Raw genomic sequence first — 24445 nt, forward strand, 5'->3', positions numbered from 1 at the left:
ACCTAAATGCACTACGGGTTAAGAATTGGAATTTTGCACAAAAATATTCCAGAAAAATTATGTTTTATTTTGGAGTAATTTTTTTATTAATTGCTTTATCAGGACTTTTATTTGAAATAAATTACATCTTTGCTTCTATTATTTCACTAGGTTGTATGACTACCTTTTGTTTTTTAACATTCGTTTTGACAGAAAAAAAATTAAAAAAAATGAATAGATTTAATTCTTAAAATTATAACCATTATATTTGCCAATAGTATGGAAAATTTTGTTGTTTCAGCCAGAAAATATCGCCCGTTAAATTTTGAAGATGTAGTTGGACAAGCGTCTATTACAAATACTTTGGAGCAAGCGATAAAGTCAAATCAATTGCCACAAGCTCTTTTATTTTGTGGACCAAGAGGTGTTGGGAAAACAACATGTGCTCGAATTTTAGCGCGTAAAATCAACGAAGAAAATGGAGTAGAAGGCGATCAAGATTTTGCTTTCAATATTTTTGAGTTAGATGCGGCATCTAATAATTCGGTTGACGATATCAGAAATTTAATCGATCAAGTGCGTATTGTTCCTCAAATAGGGAAATATCGTGTCTACATCATTGATGAGGTTCATATGTTGTCAACAGCTGCTTTTAATGCGTTTCTGAAAACGTTAGAAGAGCCACCAGCGCATGCTATTTTTATTTTGGCAACTACAGAAAAACATAAAATTATTCCTACGATTCTTTCTCGTTGTCAGATTTATGATTTCAAACGAATTGGAGTTGAAGATATCAAAGGACATTTGAAAAATGTTGCTGAAAAAGAACAGGTAACTTTTGAAGATGATGCATTACATTTGATTGCTCAAAAAGCAGATGGTGCGTTACGCGATTCATTGTCAATCTTTGATAGAATGTCAACTTTTACCAATAAAAATTTGACCTATTCTTCAGTAGCAGAAAACTTGAATGTATTAGATTACGATTACTATTTCAAGATGACAGACGCGTGTTTGGAAAATGATATTCCGCAAGCGATGTTGCAATTGAATGATATTTTGAACAAAGGTTTTGATGCACATTTATTTATTTGTGGTTTGGGTGCTCATTTTCGTGATTTATTAATGGCGAAAACAGCTAATACAGTAAGTTTATTGGAAGTAGGAGAGCGTATAAAAGCAAAATATTTGGAGCATGCGCAAAAATGTTCAGCAACGTTTTTATTTGGAGCAATTGAAATTTGTAATGAGGCAGATTTAAACTACAAATCGAGTAAAAATCCACGTTTAACAGTTGAAATTGCATTGATGCAATTGGCTTCGTTAACGGCAGAAGAAAACGGGCTTAAAAAAAAAAGTATAGGATAGTTCCGCCAACGTTTTATTTTTCTGAACAACAAACTTCTAAAATTGAAGTTCCTCAAATTCAGCAAAATAATTCTATTCCTCAAAATGGGCAAACTTCACAACAGGTAAATACGCAACACGTTAAAACTTCGATTTCAGAAGAAGTCAAAGAATATACGCGTGCTTCAAAACCAATTAGAACAAATGGTAATTCGTCGTTTAGTCTTAAGATGGCTTTGCCTGGAGCAAAAGTAGAAGAACATCAAGAGGAGATTTTACGAAATGATTTGCCTCGAGAAAAGTTTACATTGGATCAAGTAAAAGAAGGCTGGAAAAGATTTTTGGATCGATTAAAAATCGAACATAATATTCCGTCCTATAATGCTTTGATGACAACTGAACTTGGCTTGGAAGGTGATGAAATTATTTTCGAATTTACTTCTCATTCATCGGAACAAGAATTTGAGGAATACCGTGATCGAATCAGAAATAGTTTGAGAGCATTCCTTAAGAATCACTATTTTAGTATTCAAATTAAGTTTTCTGAGAAGGAAGCAACGAATCATATCTTATCAAACAAAGAAAAATTTGAGAAATTATCAGATAAAAACCCGATTTTGTTAAAATTAAAAGAAGAATTTGGTTTAGATTTGTATGATTAATGAAAGTTTCTTATTAAACTTGCAATAAATTTTTATAAATAATGAAAAAAGTTCTTTTAGGGATTTTTGTTGTTGCGTCGTTAGTGTCTTGTAACAAAGGAAAATCTGTAGACAAATTAGAAAGCGAAGATCAAAAAGCTTCTTATGCTTTCGGAACTGGTCTTGGTGAGCAAATCAAAGGTCTTGGAGGACGTTTAGTTGAAACTGATAGTATCAACTACGATCAATTAGAAAAAGGGATCCGCGATTACTTAAAAGCAGGTAAAGAAGGTAGAGAATCTTACGCGATTGGTCAACAAGTTGGTCAGCAAATTGAGACGGTTATTAACCAACAACAATTAGATCAAATGGACAAGGATATTATTGTTCAAGGGATTATGGATGTTGTACGTCACAAAAAATTGTTGATTACACAAGAAGCGGGAATGGGAATTTTAGATACGTATGCAAAAAATCACCAACAAAACTTGGTTAAGAAAAATGCAGACGAGTCTAAAAAATTAGTAGACGAGAAGAAAAAAACTTCTGGTGCTAAAACAACTGCTTCTGGATTAGTTTATGTTGTAGAAAAAGAAGGAACAGGTGCTAAACCAAACATTAATAGTATTGTTAAAGTAAAATATACTGGTAAAATTTTAGCTACTGGTAAAACTTTTGACAGTACAGATAAAAACCCTGAAGCTAAAGGAGGTGTAGAATTTCCTTTGAACCAAGTTATTCCAGGATGGTCAGAAGGTTTACAATTAATGTCTAAAGGATCTAAATACAAATTCTATATTCCAGCTAACTTAGGTTACGGTGAAATGGGAGCTCCTGGAGGACAAATTGGACCAAACCAAGCATTAGAGTTCGAAGTAGAATTAGTAGACTTTAAAGAAGGTCAACCAGCGCCACAAGGTCAACCAGGTGCGCAAGGAGGACAAGGTTTATCTGAAGAGCAAATTAAAGAATTACAAAAACAATTCGAAGCTCAAGCACAACAAGGTAAATAATCATCGATTAGATATAACAAAAAAATCCACTCAATTGAGTGGATTTTTTTTATGGATTAATTTTTAAATTATTTCAAATATTTAAAAATTTGATTTGCTTCTACAGAACCTTTTTTGATTGTAACAAGATTTTTATCCTTGTCGAATAAATAAAATGTAGGAATAGAAGTTGGTTGAAAAATTGGACCAAATTCGTAATTAGAATCATATAATAATTCTACATTTTTATTGTTTACAAAATTAGATGCGTGCTCTTTTAGGAAAGGGATAGCGTCTTTTGCTTCGTATTCAGAAACCAAAATAATCTGAGTGTTTTTTAAATGTTCTTCGTAATTATTGCTAAAATGATTCAAGGCTAATTGGCAGTGAATACATGTTGGCGAATATAAAACGATTAACGTTTGTTTTCCTTTTTTGATATCTTTTGAACTGAAAATTCCTTCGGATTGCATTTTTACAAAAGAAAATTCTGGAATAGATTTTAGCGTATTTTCTGTTTGTGCAAATGTAAAAATCGAACAAAAGAATATCAATAAAGCAGTAATTTTTGTTTTCATGTTTTAAGAAAAATTTTGACGAAAGTTAGTCAATTCTATCCAAAATAAAAACGACAGTTTATAAAACTGTCGTTTTCCTATTAAATAAATGCTAAAAATATGTTTAACTCTGAGAAAATTAGAATTTGAAATTTACTTGTGCAGCCATATTAAATGGATCGATTTGGTTGATGTAACCTCCACGGAAGTAAGAATTGTATCCTAACTGATCTGTAATGTTATTAAAGAATAAACGGAAGTCAAATCTTTTCATAGAATATCCAACTTGCGCATTTAATGTATAATAATCTGGCAATAAGAAAGGTTTGCTTCCTCCGTAGAAATTACCATGAGCATCACGATCTAAACTTTGTTCGTTAGATGGTCTTGAACCTACGTAGTAAACACCAGCAGAAACAGTGAAACCATTCAAGAAATTATTTTCAATAAATTTATATTGAACCCAAGCATTTGCTGTATTGTAAGGCGCATTAGATGGTCTTGAATCTTCTACATATTGAGGAGAATCGTGGTAACCAGCATCTAAGTATGCATATCCTAACATAACTTGTAAGTTTGGTAATGGACGACCAGCAACTTCAAACTCGATACCTTTACGTCTCAAATTACCAGCTTTTTCGTATAAACCAGTTGCTGTTTGATTTTCGTATGTTTCGAATGTTAAGTTATCGTTGTTCATGTTGAAGTAAACTACGTTTGCACGTAAACGGTCGTTGAACCATTGTGTTTTAACACCAACTTCTACTTGATCTGTAACAGAAGGTCCAGCTTTGCTTCCATCAGTCATAATGTTTAAAGCAGAGCGTAAACTTGTGTTTGTTGCATAAGTAATGTAAGCATTTACATTTCTCCAAGGAGAAACAACTAAACCAACAACAGGATCTACAACACCATCGTGGTTATCGATTAAATAGCTATAACGTAAACCTCCAACAAATGTGATTAAATCTTTATAAGAGAAATGATGTTGTGTCATAAATCCGTAAGAATAACCTCTTGATAGATTTGTTTTGTCTTTGTTCCAAGCTAATTTAGCTTCTTGCTCAGGAGTTAAGTTGATCGAATGGTTAATATCTTTGAAAACATCAATTTGATCAATAGTTCCGATACCATCTGCAGTTCTTGTTTCTAAACGGTTGATTGTATAATCATATCCAGCTTGCCAATTCCATTTGAAATCACCAAATCTCATATCTTTACCAATCAAGTCAATTTGTAAAGTCGAGTTTCTATCATCTCTAAAAGAACGACCTAATCCACGATTACGAATGTTATATTCTGTACTTCCTTTTGGTGAAGCTAACGTTGCTCCTAATTGGTCACTGTTGTAGAAGTTACTAAAGTAAGCAACTCTAGCACTAATATTATTTGTTAACTGTCTTGTAATACGAGCAGCGTAAGAATAGTTTTTGATTTCGGTATTATCGATATCATATCCCATAAATTTATCACCGATATCGTATAAAGCTTCAGTAAAATTATCTCCTAAATTGATAGTTCCACGATCTGGCGTTTTATTTCCTTTGTAATAATCAAACTCAGCAACAAATTCAGTTTTATCATCAATTTTCCAAGCCATAGATGGATTTACATAGAAAGAATTACTGTTAATAACATCTCTATAACTATCTCCATTGTTATATGAACCTGTTAAACGGAAAGCTAAATTTTTATCTTCTGTAACTGTTCGTTGAATATCATATGTAGAACGGAAAGTATTCCAGCTTCCATATTGAGCAGAAATATGTCCTTGGTTGATGTAACGTGGCGTTTTTGTTGTAACGTTAATTACACCTCCAGCAGAACCTAATCCATTTCCAATTCCTTGTGTAACCGCAGCAGAACCACGAATAACTTGAATAGATTCTACACCAGCCATATCAATAACAGCAGATCCTGTACGGAAATCAGAGTCCATACGAACACCATTTTTTAAGACAGGAACTCCTCTATATCCACGAATAGACATCGACTCGCGAATACCTCCATAATTTCCAAATAACGTAACACCTGGTACATTACGAGTAGCATCTGTAATTGTTTGTGCACCTTGTTCTTCAATTAACTTTTCAGAAATAATTGAAATAGATTGAACTTGATTTTGAGGATTTGCAGGAAAACGTGTAATTGTTTCTAAACCTCTTTGATTCTTGTTACGATCTCCAAAAATTTCAACTTCTTGTAGATTGCTAATTGAATCTTTTTTCTCTTTCGTTGTTTCTTGAGCAAATGCCGTAGAAAAACTAAGCAGAGTAATTGACGCAAGTAGAAGATTATTTCGTTTCATATGTTATATATATTTATTCTAAATAAAATTAATAATGCAAATTTAATTAGACTTAGTATAAATAAAAAAAAGAAATCGACTGATAGATATCATCTATCAGTCGATTTTGTTAAATATTTTAAGAAAATGGATGTTTACTCGAAAAAAGAGAAGTGTACGTTTCCGTATTTTTTGTGTTGTACAAAGTTTGGATGCTCTTCAAAAGAAATGCTTGATGGGTGTTCTAAAACAAAATTTCCACCTTCTTCTAACCATTGATTATCGATAACCAAATTTGGGATTTTTTTGTAAGTTTCTACATCCAAATCGTAAGGAGGATCAGCAAAAATAATATCAAACTTTTTGATTGGTTGCTTGTCCAAATATTTAATGACATCACTTTTTACAGTAGAAATAATATCATCTAATTTTAATTGTTTCGCTGTTTCGTCCAAAAATTTTACACAACCGTAGAAATTATCAACCGAAGTTACTTTTTTTGCTCCACGTGAAGCAAATTCTAATGAAATACTTCCAATTCCAGAGAATAAATCTAAAACGGTAATTTCGTCGAAATACCATTCGTTGTTTAAGATATTAAATAAAGCTTCTTTCGCGAAGTCTGTTGTTGGGCGCACCGGCAAGTTGGTTGGTGCTGTGATTCTTTTTCCTTTTAATGTTCCTGAAATGATTCGCATTCGAATAATTTATATAATGTAAAATATTGCCCAAGTTGTTTGTCTGCTTCGTTAAACGAAATATGACGCACATATTTTTGTAAAGTTTCGTAAAAATCTGGCGAATTTAAGATATCGCCAAAAGCATACAATGAAACGGTATTTGGACTAATATTTAATTGATTTAATGTATACAAAATGTAAAACAAAAAGTCTTCTTTCGTTTTTGTTTCAAATAGATTATAAAAAATAAATTCTCCATTGCTCAACACGCAAACTTCTAATTTTTGATGCATTAAATTGATATAAATTTCATCGTTTTTAGAATTAATCATTCCATAATCTACCAAGAATTTGCCCGAATGATACAAACGCGCATTTTGCAAATTCGGTAATGAAAGCAAAATATCTTTTAGTGGATAATGAATATTGTAGATAATTGATGCATCTACATTTTCCAAAGGACAATCGATCGCTAATTTTACAGGACTATAGTTAGAAAGTGATAACAATTCCTCAAAAGGTTTGTGCGCAAAGTGATTTGGAACAACATTTACAGTTGTCGACAAAAAACAAATATGCACATAATCATATTCTTGTAGCAAAGTCAAATTAGAACGCAATTCATGTTCAATCTCAATTTCCGTTTTGTTAAGATTTGTAAAATCTACCGAATAGTCATACACATCCGAGTACGAAGTCGTTTCTCCGTCGGTTGTTTTGGTAATATAACTAAGCATATCGTGAGATAGTAAAATCGCTAACGAATGTTGAGTTGTTTTTGACATAAATTTTTCTTTATCCTTGAATTTTTAACTCGTTGATTAAGATATATATTAATCCTAATGAAATCAAAAATAACAAAATTTTGAAAGCAATCTTCATACAGAAAATTTATTTTAGCAAAGATACTATAATTATTTTGTTGATTAAAGAAGCATTTCAGCCGAATCTATTTTAAATTTACAGAAAATTGAAATTAAAAATTGTGAAAAAAATAGCCGTAATTCCAGCTCGTTATGCAGCAACACGTTTTCCAGGTAAATTGATGCAACAATTGGGCGATAAAACTGTGATAAGAATGACGTACGAAAATGTTGTTGCAACTGATTTGTTTGATGATGTTTTTGTGGTAACAGATTCTGATTTGATTTTTGATGAAATTGTTTCGCACAACGGAAAAGCAATCATGAGTATCAAAGATCATGAAACAGGAAGTGATAGAATTGCAGAAGCTATACAAGATATAGAATGTGATATTATTTTGAATGTGCAAGGCGATGAACCATTTGTGAACGAAAAAGCTTTGGCAGATATTTTATCCTCTTTTGATGGAGAATTGGGAAAAACTGTAGATGTGGCGACTTTAAAAGAATCCATTACAAAAGAAGAAGATATTAACAATCCTAATTTTGTAAAAGTGGTTACTGATATCAACGATTTTGCGCTTTATTTTTCGCGTTCAGCAATTCCATTCGCTCGCGAAACCAATTTTACACCAAATTATTTTCGTCATTTAGGGATTTATGCGTTTAGAAAAGAAGCCTTGTTGAAGTTTTCAACACTTGAAATGCGTCAAAATGAGCGTGCAGAAAAATTAGAACAATTACGTTATTTGGAATACGGAATGAAGATTAAAGTAATTGAAACCGAATCGATAGGAGTTGGAATTGATACTCCAGAAGATTTAGAACGTGCAAAAAAGTACTTATCCACTATTGTTAAAAAATAATCTTTAAACTTTTTATGATTTATATTTGTCCTAAAATCAGCTATACTTGATGTGTAAATGAAATAATTAAGTTAATTAATATTTAAAAAATTATTTCGGTATGAATGTTGTTGTAAAATGGAGTAAATAAGTAAAATAGTGATTATGAGTGATTCATGGAAAGAATACGAAGCAGAAGGATTAATTGAAAAAAGATCCTTTTTAGTTTCAAAAGATGGTCTTGTAAAAAAATTATATACAGGACAAGATAAATACAAAATCTTAGAAGGAGCGATTAACAACGGTTATCGTGCGATTTGGGTAACAAAAGCAGACGGAAAACGTACAGCTAAATATGTACATAAAATGGTTGCCGAAACTTTTTTACCAAATAAAGATAATAAAGAATATGTAGTGCATTTGGATCATAACAAATTAAACAACGCAATGGATAATTTGAAATGGGCAACATTGGACGAATGGAAAGAGCACAACAAGGATTTATTTAGAATGATGAAAGGACGTTCTCGTTTAGACAGTATTCCAAATAGTAAGTTGACAGAAGCACAAGTAATTCGTCTAAAAAAGAAATTAATTGATCCAAATAGAAAAACAAAAATTTCTACACTAGCAAAACAATTTAATATTTCTCAAGGTCAAGTTTACCGTATCTTAAGAGGAGAAAATTGGGCGCATATAGAAGTTAAAAAAGACTAAAAGACAATATTTCTTTACAGAACTTTAAATTAGTTTTTATATCTTGTTCGACAGATTGTTAAAAATTAAAAAAGTTCTTATGTCGAAATTGACGTTTAGCGCGCTTATGATTTCATTATTTTCTGTGACTACATTTGCACAAAATGCAGAGAAAATAATCGAAACTCATATTCAAAAAACAGGAGGTGAAGCAGCTTGGAATAATTTGAACAGTATTATCCTAAAAGGAGAAGCCATTATAAATGTTGGAGATTCTTATCCAATGATTGTTTATCATCAACGCCCTTACAACAAAAAAGTAGTGTTTGTGATGAATGGAAAAGAAATCTTGAACGAAGGATATGATGGTAGAATGGGATGGACATACAGTGAAGTTGCTAAGAAAAATGTAGCTGTAAAAGATTATAAACCAGACTCTTTTGATTCGGATATTTTGAAATATAAACAAAAAGGATTTAAAGTAAAATACTTAGGTGTAGATAAATACGATCAAAATAATAGTTGTTATAAAATCGAATTAACAAAAAATGCGAATTCAACAGTTTATTGTTTTGACAAAAATTCTTACGAAATTGTAATGGAGAAAAATAAAGATGAAACACTTTATTACTCTAATTTCAAAAATTACAATGGATTATCTTTCGCTACCAAAGTTGTGGGAAAACCTACAGAGGGAGGAGAATATGTGATCAAATTTAATGACATAAAAATCAACCCAGCAATAGATAAGAAAAATTTTAAATTCTAAATATATAAAAAGTGGTTCATCAAGGATCACTTTTTTATTTCTGTTGATTTATACTGCTTAGGTAGTATAAGTTTTTTACTTTTGTACTCTGAATGAAGAAATTAAAATATGGCTTTAGACTCTATATTTGATCAAAATAAAAAATACGAGAAGAGCTTTTTTCTAAGATTATTAGAGAAAGCAAGAAAAGATTATCCAGATTCAATTTCTTTTATAGATGATCTAATTTCTAAACTTCAAAATAACCCTACATATCGATTAATTTTTCGCGAAGAACTTCAAAATACATTCGGGAAAATCAATTTCGTTAGCTATTTAGTAGATAGTGGAATTCATCTGGAAGATAATTTATTATCCATTTTTCGAAAGAAAATAATGGATTCTCTTTTACCAGATATCGAAGATAATAATGAATTAACTTCTGTGGTAAATGAGATTTTTTATAATTCGAAAAACTTATCAGCAATCCGAATTATTCCAAGAGATCGTTGGCGAAAATTTTTCGAAGTATTGTATCAAGATATCGAACCAGATAATTTTAAAGGAAACGTTAACAATATTCAGAATCAGCTTTTACAAGCAATTTCTATTTTGACGGTTCGTATTACTGGAGGATTTTCGGACAAAGAAATGATGCGTTACAGTAACGAGGTTAATTATCTTGATAATCCATTTTCTAAACTTTCGATGCAGATTAGTAACATTATCGAAAATCCGCAAGCTGGATTTGATATGTTAGAGATTAAAGAAAGTATTTCTAAATGTAAACATTTGTTAAATGATATTTTAACGCAAAAAGATTACAAAGGAATTTCATTGAAAGTTGCATCAAAAATCAATCGTTTACAACAACAATTGGTTCGTTTGCAAACGATTTTAAATAGTTATAATGAACTAAGATTACACGGAATAATTTCTTTCTATAGTCTTGCAACAAAGAAATGGGTTGAGTTTTATGCCCCGAAAAACTTTATGAGTAATCAGTTAGGTTCTACGGTTTATTTAATCACTTTCTTAGTGACTTATCATAATGGTAAAACGGGCGAAAAATATATCACGCAAACAGCCAAAGAGTATAATAAGATGTTTTGGACAGCTTGTGGAGGTGGTTTCATCGTTTCATTTTTGTGTTTTATCAAAACCGGAATTGGGAATATACATGATACATCGCCACTGTTTAAAGCGTTTTTCTTTAGTATTAATTACGCTGTTGGTTTTTGTACGATTTATTTGACACATATGACGCTTGCTACAAAACAGCCTTCTATGACAGCGGCTCGTTTAGCTCGTTCGCTTGTACCAACTTCTGGTTCTGAACTGAATGTGAAAGATTTTACAACTTTATTTGCGCAATTAGTAAGAAGCCAAATGATTGCTTTTTTAGGAAATGTTGTTGCGGGTTTTGTGGTTTCATTAGGAATATTTTATTTACTCAACGAAATCTTAGGATTAGAAGTTTTAAAATATTCTAAAGCTTATCATTATTGGGAAGAAGTGGTGACAATGGATTGGCATATTTTTTACTTCGGAGCAATTGCTGGAGTCTTCTTATTCCTTTCAGGATTAATTTCGGGAATTACAATTAATAATCAACGTTTTCATAATATTCCAGAACGTATTTATAATCATCCCATTTTGAAGAAATCATTTTCAGAACGTAGAAGAAGAAGAATTTCGAATTGGTTTGAGAAAAATATGGGAGGAGTTGTCGGTAATGTTGCATTCGGTTTTATGATGGGATGTGCCTTTTTGATTGGCGATTTTACAGGTCAACCTTTCGATATTCGACACATTACTTTCGTTTCAGGAAACTTCGCGATTGGTATTGGAGGAATGGGCTATCATTTTGATATTGGACCAATGATTATAGGTTTTATTGCAATTTTCATGGTTGGTTGGAGCAACTTCTTAGTTAGTTTTATCTTATCATTATTAATGGCAATGCGATCTAATAATATTCCTTTTTATAAGATTTTTACGATGATTTCACATACATTAAAAGCATTTTTCCGAAATCCATTACCATTTTTTATTCCGCCTTTATGGACAAAAAACAAAGAAGAAGCTTAGTTAGAAATGGAAACAAACTTAGAAAAACAATTACGTTACGATAAAGCTTATCTTAAAATGGCTTTTGAATGGGCGAATCTATCCTATTGCGAACGCAAAAAAGTTGGTGCAATTATTGTTAAAAATCGAATGATTATTTCTGATGGTTACAATGGTACGCCAAGCGGTTTTGAGAACAAATGTGAGGATGAAGAGGGGAATACAAAATGGCATGTTTTGCACGCCGAAGCAAATGCAATTCTAAAATGTGCAACTTCTACACAATCTGCAGAAGGAGCGACATTGTATATCACACTTTCGCCTTGTACAGATTGTAGCAAACTTATTTTACAAGCAGGTATAAAGCGCATCGTTTACATTCAACAATACAAAGATCTTTCTGGGTTAGAGTTTTTAGAAAAATCAGGAATTACAATTAGACAAATTACAGAAGAAGAATTATACAGTTAACATTTCAATGAGAAGTTTTTTCAAGGTTATTAATATCGTATTAGTTGTGATAATTATTTTCTTAATCGGTTTTATGGTTGGGAAAAAATACGACTTTGCGTTCGATGAAAACAAGGATGTTGTAGGTTTGCAATATTCGGATAACGAACAAAAAATTCGTCGATTAGTTTCTTTGATTGACAATGAATATGTGAACGATGTTAATTCGGATAGTTTGGTTGATGATGCGATTCATTATATGGTTGCCAAGCTAGATCCACATAGTACATATATCGACAAAGCTTCTGTACAAAAGGCAGAGGAGCAATTGAAAGGTGAATTTGTTGGAATTGGAATTCAATTTCGCACAATGAATGACACCATTGTTGTTGAACGTACTTTACCTGGAACGAAAAATTATGGCAAACTAGAATTTGGAGATCAATTAATTGCTGCAGATAATCAATCTTTGGTTGCAAAAGATAATAAAACAATAGAAGGTTTATTGAAGGGGAAGAAAGGATCGGAAGTTAAACTATCTGTTATTCGCGATCAAAAACCAATTTCTGTTACGCTAAATCGTACTATTGTACCAATTCCTACGGTTACTGGAAAACATATGTTAACGAAAGATATTGGTTATCTTAAATTGACTCGTTTTTCTGAAAATTCTGCAAATGAAGTTCACGAAGGTTTACAAAATTTATTGGATCAAGGAATGAAAACTTTGGTTTTTGATTTACGTGGAAATCCAGGTGGAATCATGCATATTGCCGAAGAAATAGCCGATGAATTTTTAACAAAAAATGAATTAATTGTTTACACACAAGACAAACAAAAACGTAAAAAATATATTTACGCTACAAATAAAGGTCTTTTCGAACAAGGAAAAATTTACGTCTTAATGGACGAAAATTCTGCTTCCTCGAGTGAGATTGTTGCGGGAGCGTTACAAGATTATGGACGCGGAATTATCGTTGGTCGTCGTTCGTTTGGTAAAGGTTTGGTACAGCGCGAAATTAATTTGGGCGATGATACCAAAGTTCGTTTAACAGTTGCGAATTATTACACACCTTCTGGACGATCTATTCAAAAACCATTTGATAAAAAAACTGCAAAATACAGTGACGATTTATACAAACGATTAAAATCGGGTGAATTATATAGTAAAGATTCAATTAAAATTAATAAAGACTTAGAGTTTACGGCGCCTTCAGGTAAAAAAGTGTACGGTGGTGGTGGAATTATTCCTGATGAGTTTGTTGCATTAGATACAAATTCGGTTTCGAATTGGTTGTATTATAATCAAGATGCAAATTATTTTAATGACTTTTTATTCAAGAAAATTTATTCAATTCACGATTTTTTCATGTTTCATAACGAAGCAATTTATTTGAAATATTTCAGTGCTGGAATGTATAGAAATGAGTTTTTAGGTGTTTTAGGAATTCCTTCAAATGAGTTCAATCCTGTCTTTTCAACAACTGTTGATAACTACATGAAAGCCACAATTGCTGGAACTTTATATGGTTCTCGAGCATTTTATCAAGTTTGGATGCCCGAAGATGAAATGATAAAGCGTATTTTTGAACTTGAAAAAATAACGAAGTAAATGCTGTGGAAAGATGCTTTGTATGACTATCAAATGTATCTGAAATTAGAAAAAAGAGTTTCTGCTAATACAATTGAAGGTTATCTACGCGATATTCAAAAATTAATTAATTATTCTGATAAACAACCTTTAGATTATTCGCAAGATGATTTGAGGGATTTTGTACACGATTTTGCATCGAGTGAATATAGCGTGCGTTCGCAAGCGCGTGTTATTTCTGGCTTGAAAAGCTTTTTTGGGTACTTACAACTCGAAGATTTTAGAGAAGATAATCCAACTTCTTTGCTCGAAACTCCAAAAATTGGGATGAAACTTCCTGATGTACTTTCTGAAAAAGAAATTGATAAAATGATTGAAGTAATTGATTTATCAAAACCAGAAGGACAGCGCAATCGTGCGATTATAGAAGTCCTTTATGGTTGTGGTTTGCGTGTTTCGGAATTGATAAATCTCAAAATTTCTGATCTTTTTTTTGATGATGGTTTTATTCGTGTTATTGGGAAAGGAAACAAACAAAGACTTGTTCCGATTAGCGATTATACGATAAAATATATTAACTTGTACAAAGAAAGTATTCGTATTCATCTTCCTATACAAGTTGGATTTGAAGATTTTTTGTTCTTAAATAGACGAGGTAAAAACCTTACACGAGTAATGATTTTTACAATCGTGAAAGAATTATCGATAATTGCTGGAGTTAAAAAAACAATTAGTCCGCATACATTTCGTCATTCTTTTGCGACTCATTTATTGAAAAATGGAGCAGATCTTCGTGCAATTCAGTTAATGTTGGGACACGAAAGTATTACGACGACTGAAATTTATACGCATGTTGATCAAGAATTTATTCGAGATGCGATTATTAAATTTCATCCAAGAAATAAATAGTTTAATCATCCTGAATCTGTTTCAGATTTTACATTAAAATAGAAAAGAAATGATAAAATCATTCAAGTTTTGTCCCAATTGTGGACATTCTATCGATCATTTTGATTTTAGAAAAATGTCATGTAACAATTGCGATTTGGTCTATTATCAAAACGTAGCTGCTGCGGTGGCGGTTATTCTTAAAAAAGATGACAAAATCTTGTTTACTGTTCGTAATAAAGAACCAAAAAAGGGAATGTTAGATTTAGCTGGTGGATTTACAGATCCAGATGAGTCGGCAGAAAGAACGTGTCAACGAGAGATTGAAGAAGAATTAGGAATTAAAATTCCTTTAAAGAATTTCAAGTATTTTTTATCTCAACCTAATACATATGAGTATAAAGAAGTTCCGTATAAAACGTGTGATTTAGCATTTATTGCTGATTTTCCTGACGAAGAAATTGTTCTTGAAAAAGATGAAATTGCAGCTATAAAATGGATTGCTATCAACGAAATTAATTTAGACGACATTGGTTTTGATTCATTAAGAAAAGTGGTAGAAATTTATATTAATTCTTTGAAATAGTTCACATGATGTTGAAATAAGTTCAACCGGGCGTGATTTGTCAACCTAAACTCGTTTCAGGTTCTCATCATTAAAATATTAACAATGAAAAAAATACTTTTATTAAGTGCTATTTTCCTAACAATAGTTTCGTGTAGCACGCAGAATGTAGCGGTAGATTATGACCGAGATTTTGATTTTGAAACAAATAGAACGTATTCTTTTACGCAAACAGGAAATTTAGGATTGAATGATTTAGATTCTGCTAGATTATATTCTTCGATTGAAAAAGGAATGTTATACAGAGGTTTTCAGAAGTCGAATGATGGAAATTTAACGTTAGACGTGAAGCCAGAAGAATATGTTTCGAAGCAACAAAATTCTAATGTTGGAATTGGAATGGGAACGGGTGGTTATGGTTTTGGAGGTGGAGTTTCGGTTGGAATTCCGATTATGTCTCAAAAACTAAATCAAAATTATACGATTTCTATGAAGGATGAAGGAAGATTAGTTTGGGAAGGAACCTTGAAAATTCAAATGCCCTTGAAAGCTTCGCCAGAAGTTCGTGCAGCGAATATTCAGAAAGGTGTAACGAAATTGTTGCAAAAATTCCCACCTAAAAAGAAATAAAACAATAGTTTGATGAAAATTTGTTATACGGTATTTCTTTGTTTAATATTTCAGTTTTGTTTTGGTCAAATTAATGATTTTGAAGGTCTTTCGAATCATGAGGATTATTCATCATATCGTCAAGTTGTATTCAAAAGTTTTATGGGGTCAACTACTGAATATAATTTAAAGAAAAGTAGAGTGACAGATTTAATCTTTTATTTTTCTAAAGATAATATAGTTAGAAAAGAATCTTTTATTTATGATACGATAGGTAATTTAATAAGCGTAAATAATTATAATATAGCTAATAATGAACTTTTGTTTCAAACAAATTATATCTTGAAGTATGATGATTTAGGTAGGATTTTAGAGAAAGATAAAAAAAGTTATATTTATAAAGGAGCTTCTGAATTACCAGAAAAAATAACAACTCTTTATCCTGAAGTTGAAGATTCTGCTTTTAGTTTAAAAAAAGAATTTTTATATGATGATTTGGGAAATGTAAAATCAGTTAAAAATTATTATTATACCCAAAATCAATTACAAGTTGATATTGAACAATATCAGTATGATAAATTTCAAAATGTAGTCAAACTTGAAAGGAAAAGTATTCCAGAAAAAGAATATCCAATAATTATGATTGGAGGTTATAATAAACATCGAACTGAAGAGTTTGAGTATGTTTATAATCAGAAACAACTATGGATAAAAAAGTATAGAGTAGTTGATGGAAAAAAGACATTGATTGCAGAAAGAGATTTTTTTCAATAAAAAGCCTTGGTAAATCATTATCAAGGCTTTTTTTATTTTTTATAATTTGAAAATTAATTCGTTCTCTTCTGATTGTTCAAGTTTAGATTTTTGTAAAAGTTTCAATGTTTCAGGTTGATTTGCATTTGCTTTTGCAGCAATTTTATCTAATTTCAATTCATTTTTTGCATAATCTACAATCGCATTCAAAACTTCTGTTCCGTAACCTTTGTTCTGAAATTTGCGTTTCAGACGAATGTTGATAACTGCACCGTATTTTGTTTGACGCAAACCTCCCCAACCAACAAATCGTCCGCTTTTTTTCTCGTGAACACCCCAAAGACCAAAACCATGTTCTTGGTAATGTTTCTCCATATTTTCGATAAAAAACTTCGCTTCGTCTTCAGATTTATATGGTTTTTCGTTGACAATTTTCATCAATTCTTTGTCAGAATTTAATTGAAATAATTCGAATGCATCAATTTCGAAAAACTCTCGTAATACCAAACTTTTTGTTTCGCAAATAACTTTCATTAAAACTTTTTAGTTCTTGCAAAGTTACTTCGATTTAAAGAATAAAAAAAGTCTTACCAATTATGATAAGACTTTTATATTTACTTTTTTGTTGTTGTTTTTGGTTTTGCTGGAGTTGTTGTTTTAGGAGGCGTAGCTGTTGCTTCCGAAACCTTTTGGTTAATCTCTTGTGTTAAGATTTGTCTTTTTAGATTGAAGATTTCTGTATCTTTTTGATCAATCTTAGCATCTAAATCTTTTACTTTTTGCGTTAATTCTGCAACTTGCTTTTCTTTTTCGTTTAATTGAGTATAGAAAAGTTTTGATTTTTCTCCAGAACTATTCAATGCAGAATACAATTCTTGCAAATTAGTATCATGTTCTTTTTGAGCCATTCTAATCATAGCTTGTGCATTTGTCAAAGCTGTATCTTTAATGTATAATTCGCTTTTAGCTTTTGCTAAATCTTTTTCAAGAGTTTCGATTTTCAAATTAGCTAATGTCAAATCTTTAGATGTATTTGATTGATCGTCTAAAGCTCTGTAATAATTAGCTTCCAATTCTTGGTGTTGTTTCTGAGGAACGCAACTTGCAATTGCAAAAAGTGTTAAACAACAAAGTACAATTTTTTTCATTTATATAATCTTAAACGTCTAATTCTAATAAAACAGGACAATGATCTGAGTGCTTTGCTTCTGGTAAAATCGTGGCACGCGTCATATTTTTTTCTAATGTATTACTCACCATATTGTAATCGATTCTCCAACCTTTGTTATTATTGCGCGCATTTGCACGGTAAGACCACCACGAATAATGATGAGGTTCTTTTACAAAATAACGAAAAGAATCAATCATATTACATTCATCAAGAAAAGCAGTCATCCATTCTCTTTCGACAGGTAAAAAACCAGAAACTTTTGCATTACGAACAGGATCGTGAATATCAATTGCTTCGTGACAAATGTTATAATCGCCACAAATTACAATGTTTGGATGAGAGATTTTAAGTTCTTTGATATAATCTTTAAAATCTTCGCAAAATTGTAATTTAAAGTCTAATCGATCAATATTTGTTCCACTTGGCAAATACAAACTAATTACCGAAACATTGTCAAAATCAAGTCGCAAAACGCGACCTTCTCTGTCAATATAATCTATTCCAGTTCCTATTTGTACATGATTTGGTTTTATTTTCGAGAAAATAGCCACTCCGCTGTATCCTTTTTTCTCTGCTGCATGCCAATAAATGTGATAACCCAATTCCTCAAACGGTTTTGTGTCCACTTGTTCTTGCATTGCTTTTGTTTCTTGAATACATAAAACATCTGGTTGTGCAGCCTCTAACCATTCAACCAAACCTTTCGTCATCGCAGCGCGAATTCCATTTACATTGTAACTGATGATTTTCATAGTTAGCGAAATTACTAAATATTTATGACGGATTGATTTAGAATGATAAATAAAGTGAATATTTTTTGTAACTTTTTAGAAGTTAATGCGTCTATATAATAAAAGACATCTATATGAAATACATTTTTCTTCCAATTTTAATATTCAGTTCGTTAGGATTTGCGAGTTGTTCGGTCGATTTAAATTCTAAATCACCAGCTTCTAATTATTTAGATCGAGTAGAAGCGAGTAGTAATACAGTAACGGAAACGCGTAAAGTTGCTTCTTTTGAAGGAATTGACGTAAGTAGCGCAATAAGTGTTACAGTCGAGGATGGTAATTATAATGGTCAAATTTCGGTTGAAGCGCCAGATAATATTATGAATAGAATCACGACTGAAGTGAAAAATGGTGTTTTGGTGATGAAAATTAATGGAACCATAAACTTGAAAAATTCTTCTATTAAAATTAAATTCCCTCATCAAAAATTACGTTCATTTAATCTTTCTGGTGCAACGAATGTAACCGTTTTACCAACACAAAAAGTAGAAAAAATGGCGGTTGATTTATCAGGAGCAAGTAATTTGAAATTAGATGTAGTTTCTAATTCTATTTCGGTTGATAATTCTGGTGCATCAAGTATGAAAATTTCTGGAAATGTACAGGATTTAAACATTTCAGTTTCGGGAGCTTCTTCATTTGTTGGAAAAGAATTGAAAGCTGCGAATGTAGTTGTTGATTGTTCAGGAGCAAGTTCTACAACAGTTTGGGCTGTGAATAATTTGACTGCTGATAGTTCTGGAGCGAGTTCTGTTCGTTATGTAGACGAAAATAGTTTGAAAACGAAAGTGAGCACTTCTGGAATGTCTTCTATCAAAAGAATAAACTAATAGTTTTTGTTTAAAACTATGATAAGTTAATATTTAGTACTACAAAAAAATCGGATGAATTTCATCCGATTTTTTATATCTATTTTCTTTATTAGAATTGCCAACCTAATGTCAATAAGAATAAATTGTTGTTTAATTTAACTTTTGGAGCGTAAGTGTTAGGTAAAGAAACAAATTCATTATTAGTATTAATATAATCTGTTCCACCAATCAATTGTTGATATTTTTGAGTTTGATACTGATAAGCTGCATCTATATAGAATCCGCCAAAATCATATCCTAAACCAAAACTTGCACGATTAATATCTCCTTGAAATGCTTTCGATAAAACAGCAGCGTTTGTTACAACATTATTTTCGTTTGCAATATCCATTGTAAAATCTTTGTAAGGAGAAGTTATATAATTATAACCAGCTCTTACTTTGAAACGATCTACACGGTATTCCGCACCAACTCTAACTTCACTTGAATTTTTTACAAAATCATTGATAAAATTATTAGAAGAATTAAAATATTGTGATGGTTTTAATTTTGTATCATTGTTCATGTGATAGGTATAATCAGCACCCAGAGATAAATTTTTACCCACAACAAAACCTAAACTTCCTACAAGACGTCCACCACGAGTCATATCATAATCAGAAGAATACATATAATAAGAATCTACAGCAGTTCCGTTATTGATGAAGTTTGCTGCATAATAATCTTCCGAAACATTGTACCAAACAGGAGAATGATAGGCTGCGCCTAAACGTACATTATGATTCACTTTGTAAATAGCACCTAAAGAGAAAGAAAATCCTTGTCCAATTTCACTATATGGAGCTCCATCTGCATTGTATACGTAGGTTTTTCCATTGTCGTCATCACGCTCTGCATATTGTTCGTAACCAGAATAGTTAGTTTCGTGGAAGTTTAATCCAAATCCCAAATAAACTTTGTCGTCATAACTTGTTCCTAAATTAACAGAGAATTTAGATTTATATCCATCAATATCTTTGATGTAACCATTGAAAGTTCCGTCTGGATCAGCAAATTTAATACCTTCATTTGTTCCAATTGATGAATAATTGTCTAAACGCTGATTAAGATAAGCGACACCAACTGTAAAACGATTCCATTTTGAAGCTTCATTTGCAAAAACAAATGTTCCTCCAAATTGTTGGAAATCAAAATTGCTTTCAGATTCTTTGATATTTGTTCCGAAATTAGTTTTGTTGCTAAAAGTAGAAACACCAGCTGTTACTTGGACATCAGAGTTAATTGCTACTCCTAATCCAGCAGGGTTTTGCTCGACAGAAGTAATGTCACTTCCTAATGCACCAACAGCTCCACCAACACCAATATATTTAGCATTTCCGCTGTTAATATCTTGCGAATATAAATTTATAGCATTTGTAGAATACTGAGTTTCGTATCCTTTGTTCTGTTGTGCAAAAGCCAATGTACCAGCTAAGGTACAAAGGCTTAATAATATTTTTTTCATTTTTATATGATCTAAATCTAGTTATCTTCTTCCTCCACCACGAGAGCCTCCTCCTGTGCTACTTCCGCGAGAACCACCTCCCATGCTTCCGCTACTCATACTACTACCTCTACTTGGAGAAGGTGTAGAATATGATGGGCGAGAATTGTTCATGCTATTTGTTCTTTCATAGCTTCTCGTTGGTTGTTGGTATTGTTGAGCTTCGCGAGTCGGTCTTGTGTTGTAAGTAGGCTGTTGTGTTTGTGTCGGTCTTACTTCACGAGTTGGACGCGTGTTGTTCATTTGTCCTTGATTAATTGAAGGTCTAACTTCTCTTGTAGGACGAGTTCCGTTAATTTGACTTTGGTCTACACTTGGTCTTACTTCACGAGTTGGACGCGTGTTGTTCATTTGTCCTTGATTAACAGAAGGTCTAACCTCTCTTGTAGGACGAGTTCCGTTAATTTGACTTTGGTCTGCACCTGGTCTTACTTCGCGAGTTGGACGTGTTGTATTGTTAATTGTATTATCACGAGTTGGTCTTAAACCTGTAGAGATTTGGTTGTTTCTACCATTTAAACTTCCAACAGGACGAGTAGAATTAATCGTGTTATTTAAACGACCACCATTTCTGTAACCTGGTTGAGAATAAATTCCTCTTGGACGATTGTATCCATATCCATAATAACCAGGATATCCGTACCAATTGTTCCATCCGTAGTAACCTCCGTAATATCCACCGTAGTAAGGTCTATTCCAACCCCAACCATAATATCCATTATACCATGGATCGTTCCATCCCCATCCGAATGAAATACCAAATCCGTTTCCGTACCATCCACCATACCAAGGATTGTAATATCCCCAACGATATGGATTATAGAAACCTCCCCATCCGTAGCTGTACCAAGGATAGTTGTTCCAGATATTAATTTCTACACCATCATTACGTCCCCAGTTATAATTACTCGATCCGTTATAAGTTAATGTATAGTCGTTGTTTCCAAAATAATTGTAACCACCTAAACCATATCCGTTAATTTTAACTTTGGTTGCTGATTTAGATTGAGTATTATCATTTGTGCTATCAACATCATCTTGGTAATAAAATTGTTCAGCACCATTTCCTTCTGCATCGAAGTATGGACTACCAATTTTTATTTCCCCTTTATTTTCTTGTTCTCCTTGCTCGTTACCATGTTGTAGTTGAGCTTGTTGATAGGTTTTATCTGTTTTCGGATTATAGTAAACTCCGTCGCTTTCGTAACCACTTGGTTGATAAGTCGAACAAGATGAAATTCCTAATGCAGCCACAAGAATTAATGTAGTTGCAGAAATTTTATTAGAAATTTTATAAACTTTGTTCATAATTATAAATTTACATCGTTTGTAATAATTAAATTTGCATAAATTTAAAGGCAATTTTTATGCCAAGTAAAGATACGAAACTTATCAACAAATATAAAAGATTATGGCAAAATTAACAACTCGTGCTGAGGATTATTCTAAGTGGTACAATGAGCTTGTTGTAAAAGCAAATTTAGCTGAGAATTCGAAGGTTAGAGGGTGTATGGTGATCAAACCATATGGCTATGCTATTTGGGAAAAACTACAAGCAGAATTAGACAAAAGATTTAAAGAAACAGGTCATCAAAATGCTTATTTCCCCTTATTTGTTCCTAAAAGTTTATTCGAAGCCGAAGAAAAAAACGCAGAAGGTTTTGCAAAAGAGTGTGCGGTTGTAACGCATTATCGATTGAAAAATGATCCTGATAACAAAGGAAAGTTGATTGTAGATCCAGAAGCAAAATTAGAAGAAGAATTAATTGTTCGTCCAACTTCAGAAGCAATTATTTGGAGTACATACAAAGGTTGGATTCAGTCGTACCGCGATTTACCAATTTTGATTAATCAATGGGCAAATGTTGTGCGTTGGGAAATGCGTACGCGTTTGTTTTTGAGAACTGCCGAGTTTTTATGGCAAGAAGGGCATACAGCTCACGAAACAAAAGAAGAAGCAATTGCGGAAGCGCAACAAATGCAAGAAGTATATGCGGATGTTGTAGAGAATTTTATGGCAATTCCAGTTGTAAAAGGAAGAAAGTCAGATTCTGAGCGTTTTGCGGGTGCTGATGATACCTATACAATCGAAGCGTTGATGCAAGATGGTAAAGCTTTACAAGCGGGAACTTCTCACTTTTTAGGGCAAAACTTTGCAAAAGCTTTTGATGTTAAATTCGCAAGCAAAGAAGGAAAACAAGAATATGTTTGGGCAACTTCTTGGGGAGTTTCTACTCGTTTGATGGGTGCATTAATTATGACGCATTCTGACGATTTAGGATTAGTTTTACCTCCAAAGTTAGCGCCAATTCAGGTTGTTGTTGTTCCAATTTATAAAACAGAAGAACAATTAGAAGAAATTCGTCAAGTGGTGGATAAATTTTCGTCTGAATTGAAAGCGAAAGGAATTTCGATCAAATTTGATGATGATGATAAAACGAAACCAGGTTGGAAATTTGCTGAATACGAATTGAAAGGTGTTCCTGTACGAATTGCAATTGGACCAAAAGATTTAGAAAAAGGTCATGTTGAGGTTGCTCGTCGTGATACATTAGAAAAACAATTTATTGCGTTGGATAATGTGTCAACTGAGGTAGAGAAATTATTAGAAGATATTCAAACAAATTTATTCCAAAAAGCGTCAGATTTTAGAGATACTCATACAACAGAAGCAACAACTTTTGAAGAATTCAAAGATATTATCGAAAATAAAGGTGGTTTTGTTTCAGCTTTATGGGACGGAACAGAAGAAACAGAAGAAGCTATAAAAAATGAGACGAAAGCAACAATTCGTTGTATTCCTCAAGCTTTTGAAACGCCTACTGAAGGAGTAGATGTTTTCTCTGGAAAACCAGCAAAATACAGAGTTTTATATGCAAAAGCGTATTAATTTGTTAAATAATAATTAGCAAAAAAAACTTTCCAAAATAAATGAGGAGCTATTAATTAGCTCCTTTTTTATTTTAATGTTTTTTGGCGTGCAATTCTTTTAAACGTAGTTACTATAGCAGAATATTATTTTTTGTTAAATATCAATCATTTACAAAAAAAGGAGTATATTCGATTACTAATTAACACTAACATATATGAGAAAAACTCTACTGTCGGTATTCTGTAAATCGTCAGCAAAAAGTGGACATCTAAGACCTAAAATTTAAGCTAGTGTTTTAAAAAGCATTAACTTTAATTATGGCAAATTCAAAAAAGAAAACTCCAGAGAAATATGTAAAAGATATTCGTCAAAACACAAGACGAATATTTACAGCGGAACAAAAGATTTTAATTGTGATGGAAGCCTTACGTGCTGAGATTTCAGTAGCTGAACTTTGCCGCAAATATGCTATTTCACAATCTCAATTTTATAAGTGGAATAAAGAATTTTTAGAAGCTGGTAAAAAACGATTATCTGGAGATATTACACGAGAAGCAACAAGTGATGATGTAAGTGATTTACGCAAAGAGAATCAGCGTTTAAAAGAGATTGTAGCTGATTTAGTTGTTCGCTATGATATCGTAAAAAAAACCTTGGATTCGTTGGATTAAAGACAAAATTCAAGAAATATATGC

25 protein-coding genes and 1 pseudogene are annotated in these 24445 nt (G+C 32.0%); 17 read left to right on the forward strand and 9 right to left on the reverse strand.

The window, feature by feature from the left end:
* The 4 genes and pseudogenes from B3J26_RS08190 to B3J26_RS08205 all read left to right on the forward strand — a co-directional run.
* Positions 1-230: pseudogene (locus tag B3J26_RS08190) on the forward strand (hypothetical protein); the annotation flags it as partial.
* A 28-nt stretch (positions 231-258) separates the two neighbouring features.
* Entirely contained in the window at positions 259-1347 is a 1089-nt protein-coding gene (dnaX, locus tag B3J26_RS08195) for a DNA polymerase III subunit gamma/tau (protein WP_115001827.1), read from the forward strand.
* 209 nt (positions 1348-1556) lie between these two features.
* Complete coding sequence (locus B3J26_RS08200; RefSeq protein WP_115001825.1) at positions 1557-1988, forward strand: hypothetical protein; 432 nt, start codon at positions 1557-1559, stop codon at positions 1986-1988.
* Between the two features lie 41 nt (positions 1989-2029).
* Complete coding sequence (locus B3J26_RS08205) at positions 2030-2980, forward strand: FKBP-type peptidyl-prolyl cis-trans isomerase (RefSeq protein WP_125349774.1); 951 nt, start codon at positions 2030-2032, stop codon at positions 2978-2980.
* 68 nt (positions 2981-3048) lie between these two features.
* Here the strand turns inward: B3J26_RS08205 and B3J26_RS08210 are convergent, their stop codons facing one another.
* The 4 genes from B3J26_RS08210 to B3J26_RS08225 all read right to left on the reverse strand — a co-directional run bounded on the left by B3J26_RS08210 (position 3049) and on the right by B3J26_RS08225 (position 7268).
* Positions 3049-3537, reverse strand: coding sequence for a TlpA family protein disulfide reductase (locus B3J26_RS08210; protein WP_219034399.1), 489 nt, complete (start codon positions 3535-3537; stop codon positions 3049-3051).
* Between the two features lie 118 nt (positions 3538-3655).
* Positions 3656-5824 carry a TonB-dependent siderophore receptor gene (locus tag B3J26_RS08215; protein WP_291060259.1) on the reverse strand — a complete coding sequence of 723 codons (2169 nt, stop codon included), beginning with the start codon at positions 5822-5824 and terminating at the stop codon, positions 3656-3658.
* Positions 5825-5958: 134 nt separating this feature from the next.
* A complete protein-coding gene (locus B3J26_RS08220; RefSeq protein ID WP_280049619.1) occupies positions 5959-6501 on the reverse strand; it encodes an RsmD family RNA methyltransferase in 543 nt (180 codons plus the stop codon).
* On the reverse strand, positions 6477-7268 hold the full coding sequence (locus tag B3J26_RS08225; protein ID WP_180905191.1) for a DUF3822 family protein: 792 nt from the start codon (positions 7266-7268) through the stop codon (positions 6477-6479). The genes B3J26_RS08220 and B3J26_RS08225 overlap by 25 nt, the downstream gene beginning before the upstream one ends.
* A 200-nt stretch (positions 7269-7468) precedes the next feature.
* Between B3J26_RS08225 and kdsB the strand changes: the two genes are divergently transcribed.
* The 10 genes from kdsB (at position 7469) to B3J26_RS08275 (ending at position 16582) form a co-directional block, all read left to right on the forward strand.
* Positions 7469-8212 (forward strand): 3-deoxy-manno-octulosonate cytidylyltransferase, encoded by a 744-nt coding sequence (gene kdsB / locus B3J26_RS08230; RefSeq protein ID WP_125349769.1) that lies wholly within the window; start codon positions 7469-7471, stop codon positions 8210-8212.
* Positions 8213-8356: 144 nt separating this feature from the next.
* The gene (locus tag B3J26_RS08235) at positions 8357-8908 is read left to right on the forward strand and encodes an HNH endonuclease (RefSeq protein WP_038332702.1); all 552 of its coding nucleotides are present in this window, start codon (positions 8357-8359) and stop codon (positions 8906-8908) included.
* Positions 8909-8987: 79 nt separating this feature from the next.
* The gene (locus tag B3J26_RS08240; protein ID WP_038332764.1) at positions 8988-9656 is read left to right on the forward strand and encodes a LolA family protein; all 669 of its coding nucleotides are present in this window, start codon (positions 8988-8990) and stop codon (positions 9654-9656) included.
* A 108-nt stretch (positions 9657-9764) separates the two neighbouring features.
* Complete coding sequence (locus B3J26_RS08245) at positions 9765-11726, forward strand: site-specific recombinase Gcr (protein WP_280035452.1); 1962 nt, start codon at positions 9765-9767, stop codon at positions 11724-11726.
* A gap of 6 nt (positions 11727-11732) precedes the next feature.
* The gene (locus B3J26_RS08250) at positions 11733-12176 is read left to right on the forward strand and encodes a deoxycytidylate deaminase (RefSeq protein WP_125349767.1); all 444 of its coding nucleotides are present in this window, start codon (positions 11733-11735) and stop codon (positions 12174-12176) included.
* Between the two features lie 7 nt (positions 12177-12183).
* Positions 12184-13767 (forward strand): S41 family peptidase, encoded by a 1584-nt coding sequence (locus B3J26_RS08255; RefSeq protein ID WP_125349766.1) that lies wholly within the window; start codon positions 12184-12186, stop codon positions 13765-13767.
* Complete coding sequence (xerD, locus tag B3J26_RS08260; RefSeq protein ID WP_038332712.1) at positions 13768-14655, forward strand: site-specific tyrosine recombinase XerD; 888 nt, start codon at positions 13768-13770, stop codon at positions 14653-14655.
* 49 nt (positions 14656-14704) lie between these two features.
* Positions 14705-15220 carry an NUDIX hydrolase gene (locus tag B3J26_RS08265; RefSeq protein WP_291074115.1) on the forward strand — a complete coding sequence of 172 codons (516 nt, stop codon included), beginning with the start codon at positions 14705-14707 and terminating at the stop codon, positions 15218-15220.
* An 84-nt stretch (positions 15221-15304) separates the two neighbouring features.
* Positions 15305-15829, forward strand: coding sequence for a DUF4136 domain-containing protein (locus B3J26_RS08270; RefSeq protein ID WP_291062050.1), 525 nt, complete (start codon positions 15305-15307; stop codon positions 15827-15829).
* A 12-nt stretch (positions 15830-15841) separates the two neighbouring features.
* Positions 15842-16582, forward strand: a complete 741-nt coding sequence (locus tag B3J26_RS08275) for a hypothetical protein (RefSeq protein WP_291074117.1) — start codon at positions 15842-15844, stop codon at positions 16580-16582.
* Between the two features lie 39 nt (positions 16583-16621).
* Here the strand turns inward: B3J26_RS08275 and B3J26_RS08280 are convergent, their stop codons facing one another.
* The 3 genes from B3J26_RS08280 to B3J26_RS08290 form a co-directional block, all read right to left on the reverse strand.
* Positions 16622-17095 (reverse strand): GNAT family N-acetyltransferase, encoded by a 474-nt coding sequence (locus B3J26_RS08280; protein WP_291074118.1) that lies wholly within the window; start codon positions 17093-17095, stop codon positions 16622-16624.
* Between the two features lie 80 nt (positions 17096-17175).
* Positions 17176-17709 (reverse strand): hypothetical protein, encoded by a 534-nt coding sequence (locus B3J26_RS08285; RefSeq protein WP_038332722.1) that lies wholly within the window; start codon positions 17707-17709, stop codon positions 17176-17178.
* A gap of 10 nt (positions 17710-17719) precedes the next feature.
* A complete protein-coding gene (locus B3J26_RS08290; protein WP_038332724.1) occupies positions 17720-18484 on the reverse strand; it encodes an exodeoxyribonuclease III in 765 nt (254 codons plus the stop codon).
* A gap of 113 nt (positions 18485-18597) precedes the next feature.
* Here B3J26_RS08290 and B3J26_RS08295 point away from each other — a divergent pair, with 113 nt between their 5' ends.
* Positions 18598-19353 (forward strand): head GIN domain-containing protein, encoded by a 756-nt coding sequence (locus tag B3J26_RS08295; protein WP_125349660.1) that lies wholly within the window; start codon positions 18598-18600, stop codon positions 19351-19353.
* Between the two features lie 91 nt (positions 19354-19444).
* Here B3J26_RS08295 and B3J26_RS08300 read toward each other — a convergent pair whose 3' ends face one another.
* Complete coding sequence (locus B3J26_RS08300) at positions 19445-20839, reverse strand: OmpP1/FadL family transporter (RefSeq protein ID WP_291074120.1); 1395 nt, start codon at positions 20837-20839, stop codon at positions 19445-19447.
* Positions 20840-20860: 21 nt separating this feature from the next.
* Positions 20861-22186: a hypothetical protein gene (locus tag B3J26_RS08305; protein WP_291074122.1), complete on the reverse strand. Its 1326-nt coding sequence runs from the start codon at positions 22184-22186 to the stop codon at positions 20861-20863.
* Between the two features lie 103 nt (positions 22187-22289).
* Here B3J26_RS08305 and proS point away from each other — a divergent pair, with 103 nt between their 5' ends.
* Both proS and B3J26_RS08315 read left to right on the forward strand, forming a co-directional pair.
* Entirely contained in the window at positions 22290-23768 is a 1479-nt protein-coding gene (gene proS, locus B3J26_RS08310) for a proline--tRNA ligase (protein WP_291066008.1), read from the forward strand.
* Between the two features lie 299 nt (positions 23769-24067).
* Complete coding sequence (locus tag B3J26_RS08315; protein WP_291074124.1) at positions 24068-24421, forward strand: transposase; 354 nt, start codon at positions 24068-24070, stop codon at positions 24419-24421.
* Positions 24422-24445 lie beyond the last annotated feature (24 nt).

The organism is Empedobacter sp. UBA5987 (assembly GCF_002429865.1).
GTDB lineage: Bacteria > Bacteroidota > Bacteroidia > Flavobacteriales > Weeksellaceae > Empedobacter > Empedobacter falsenii_B.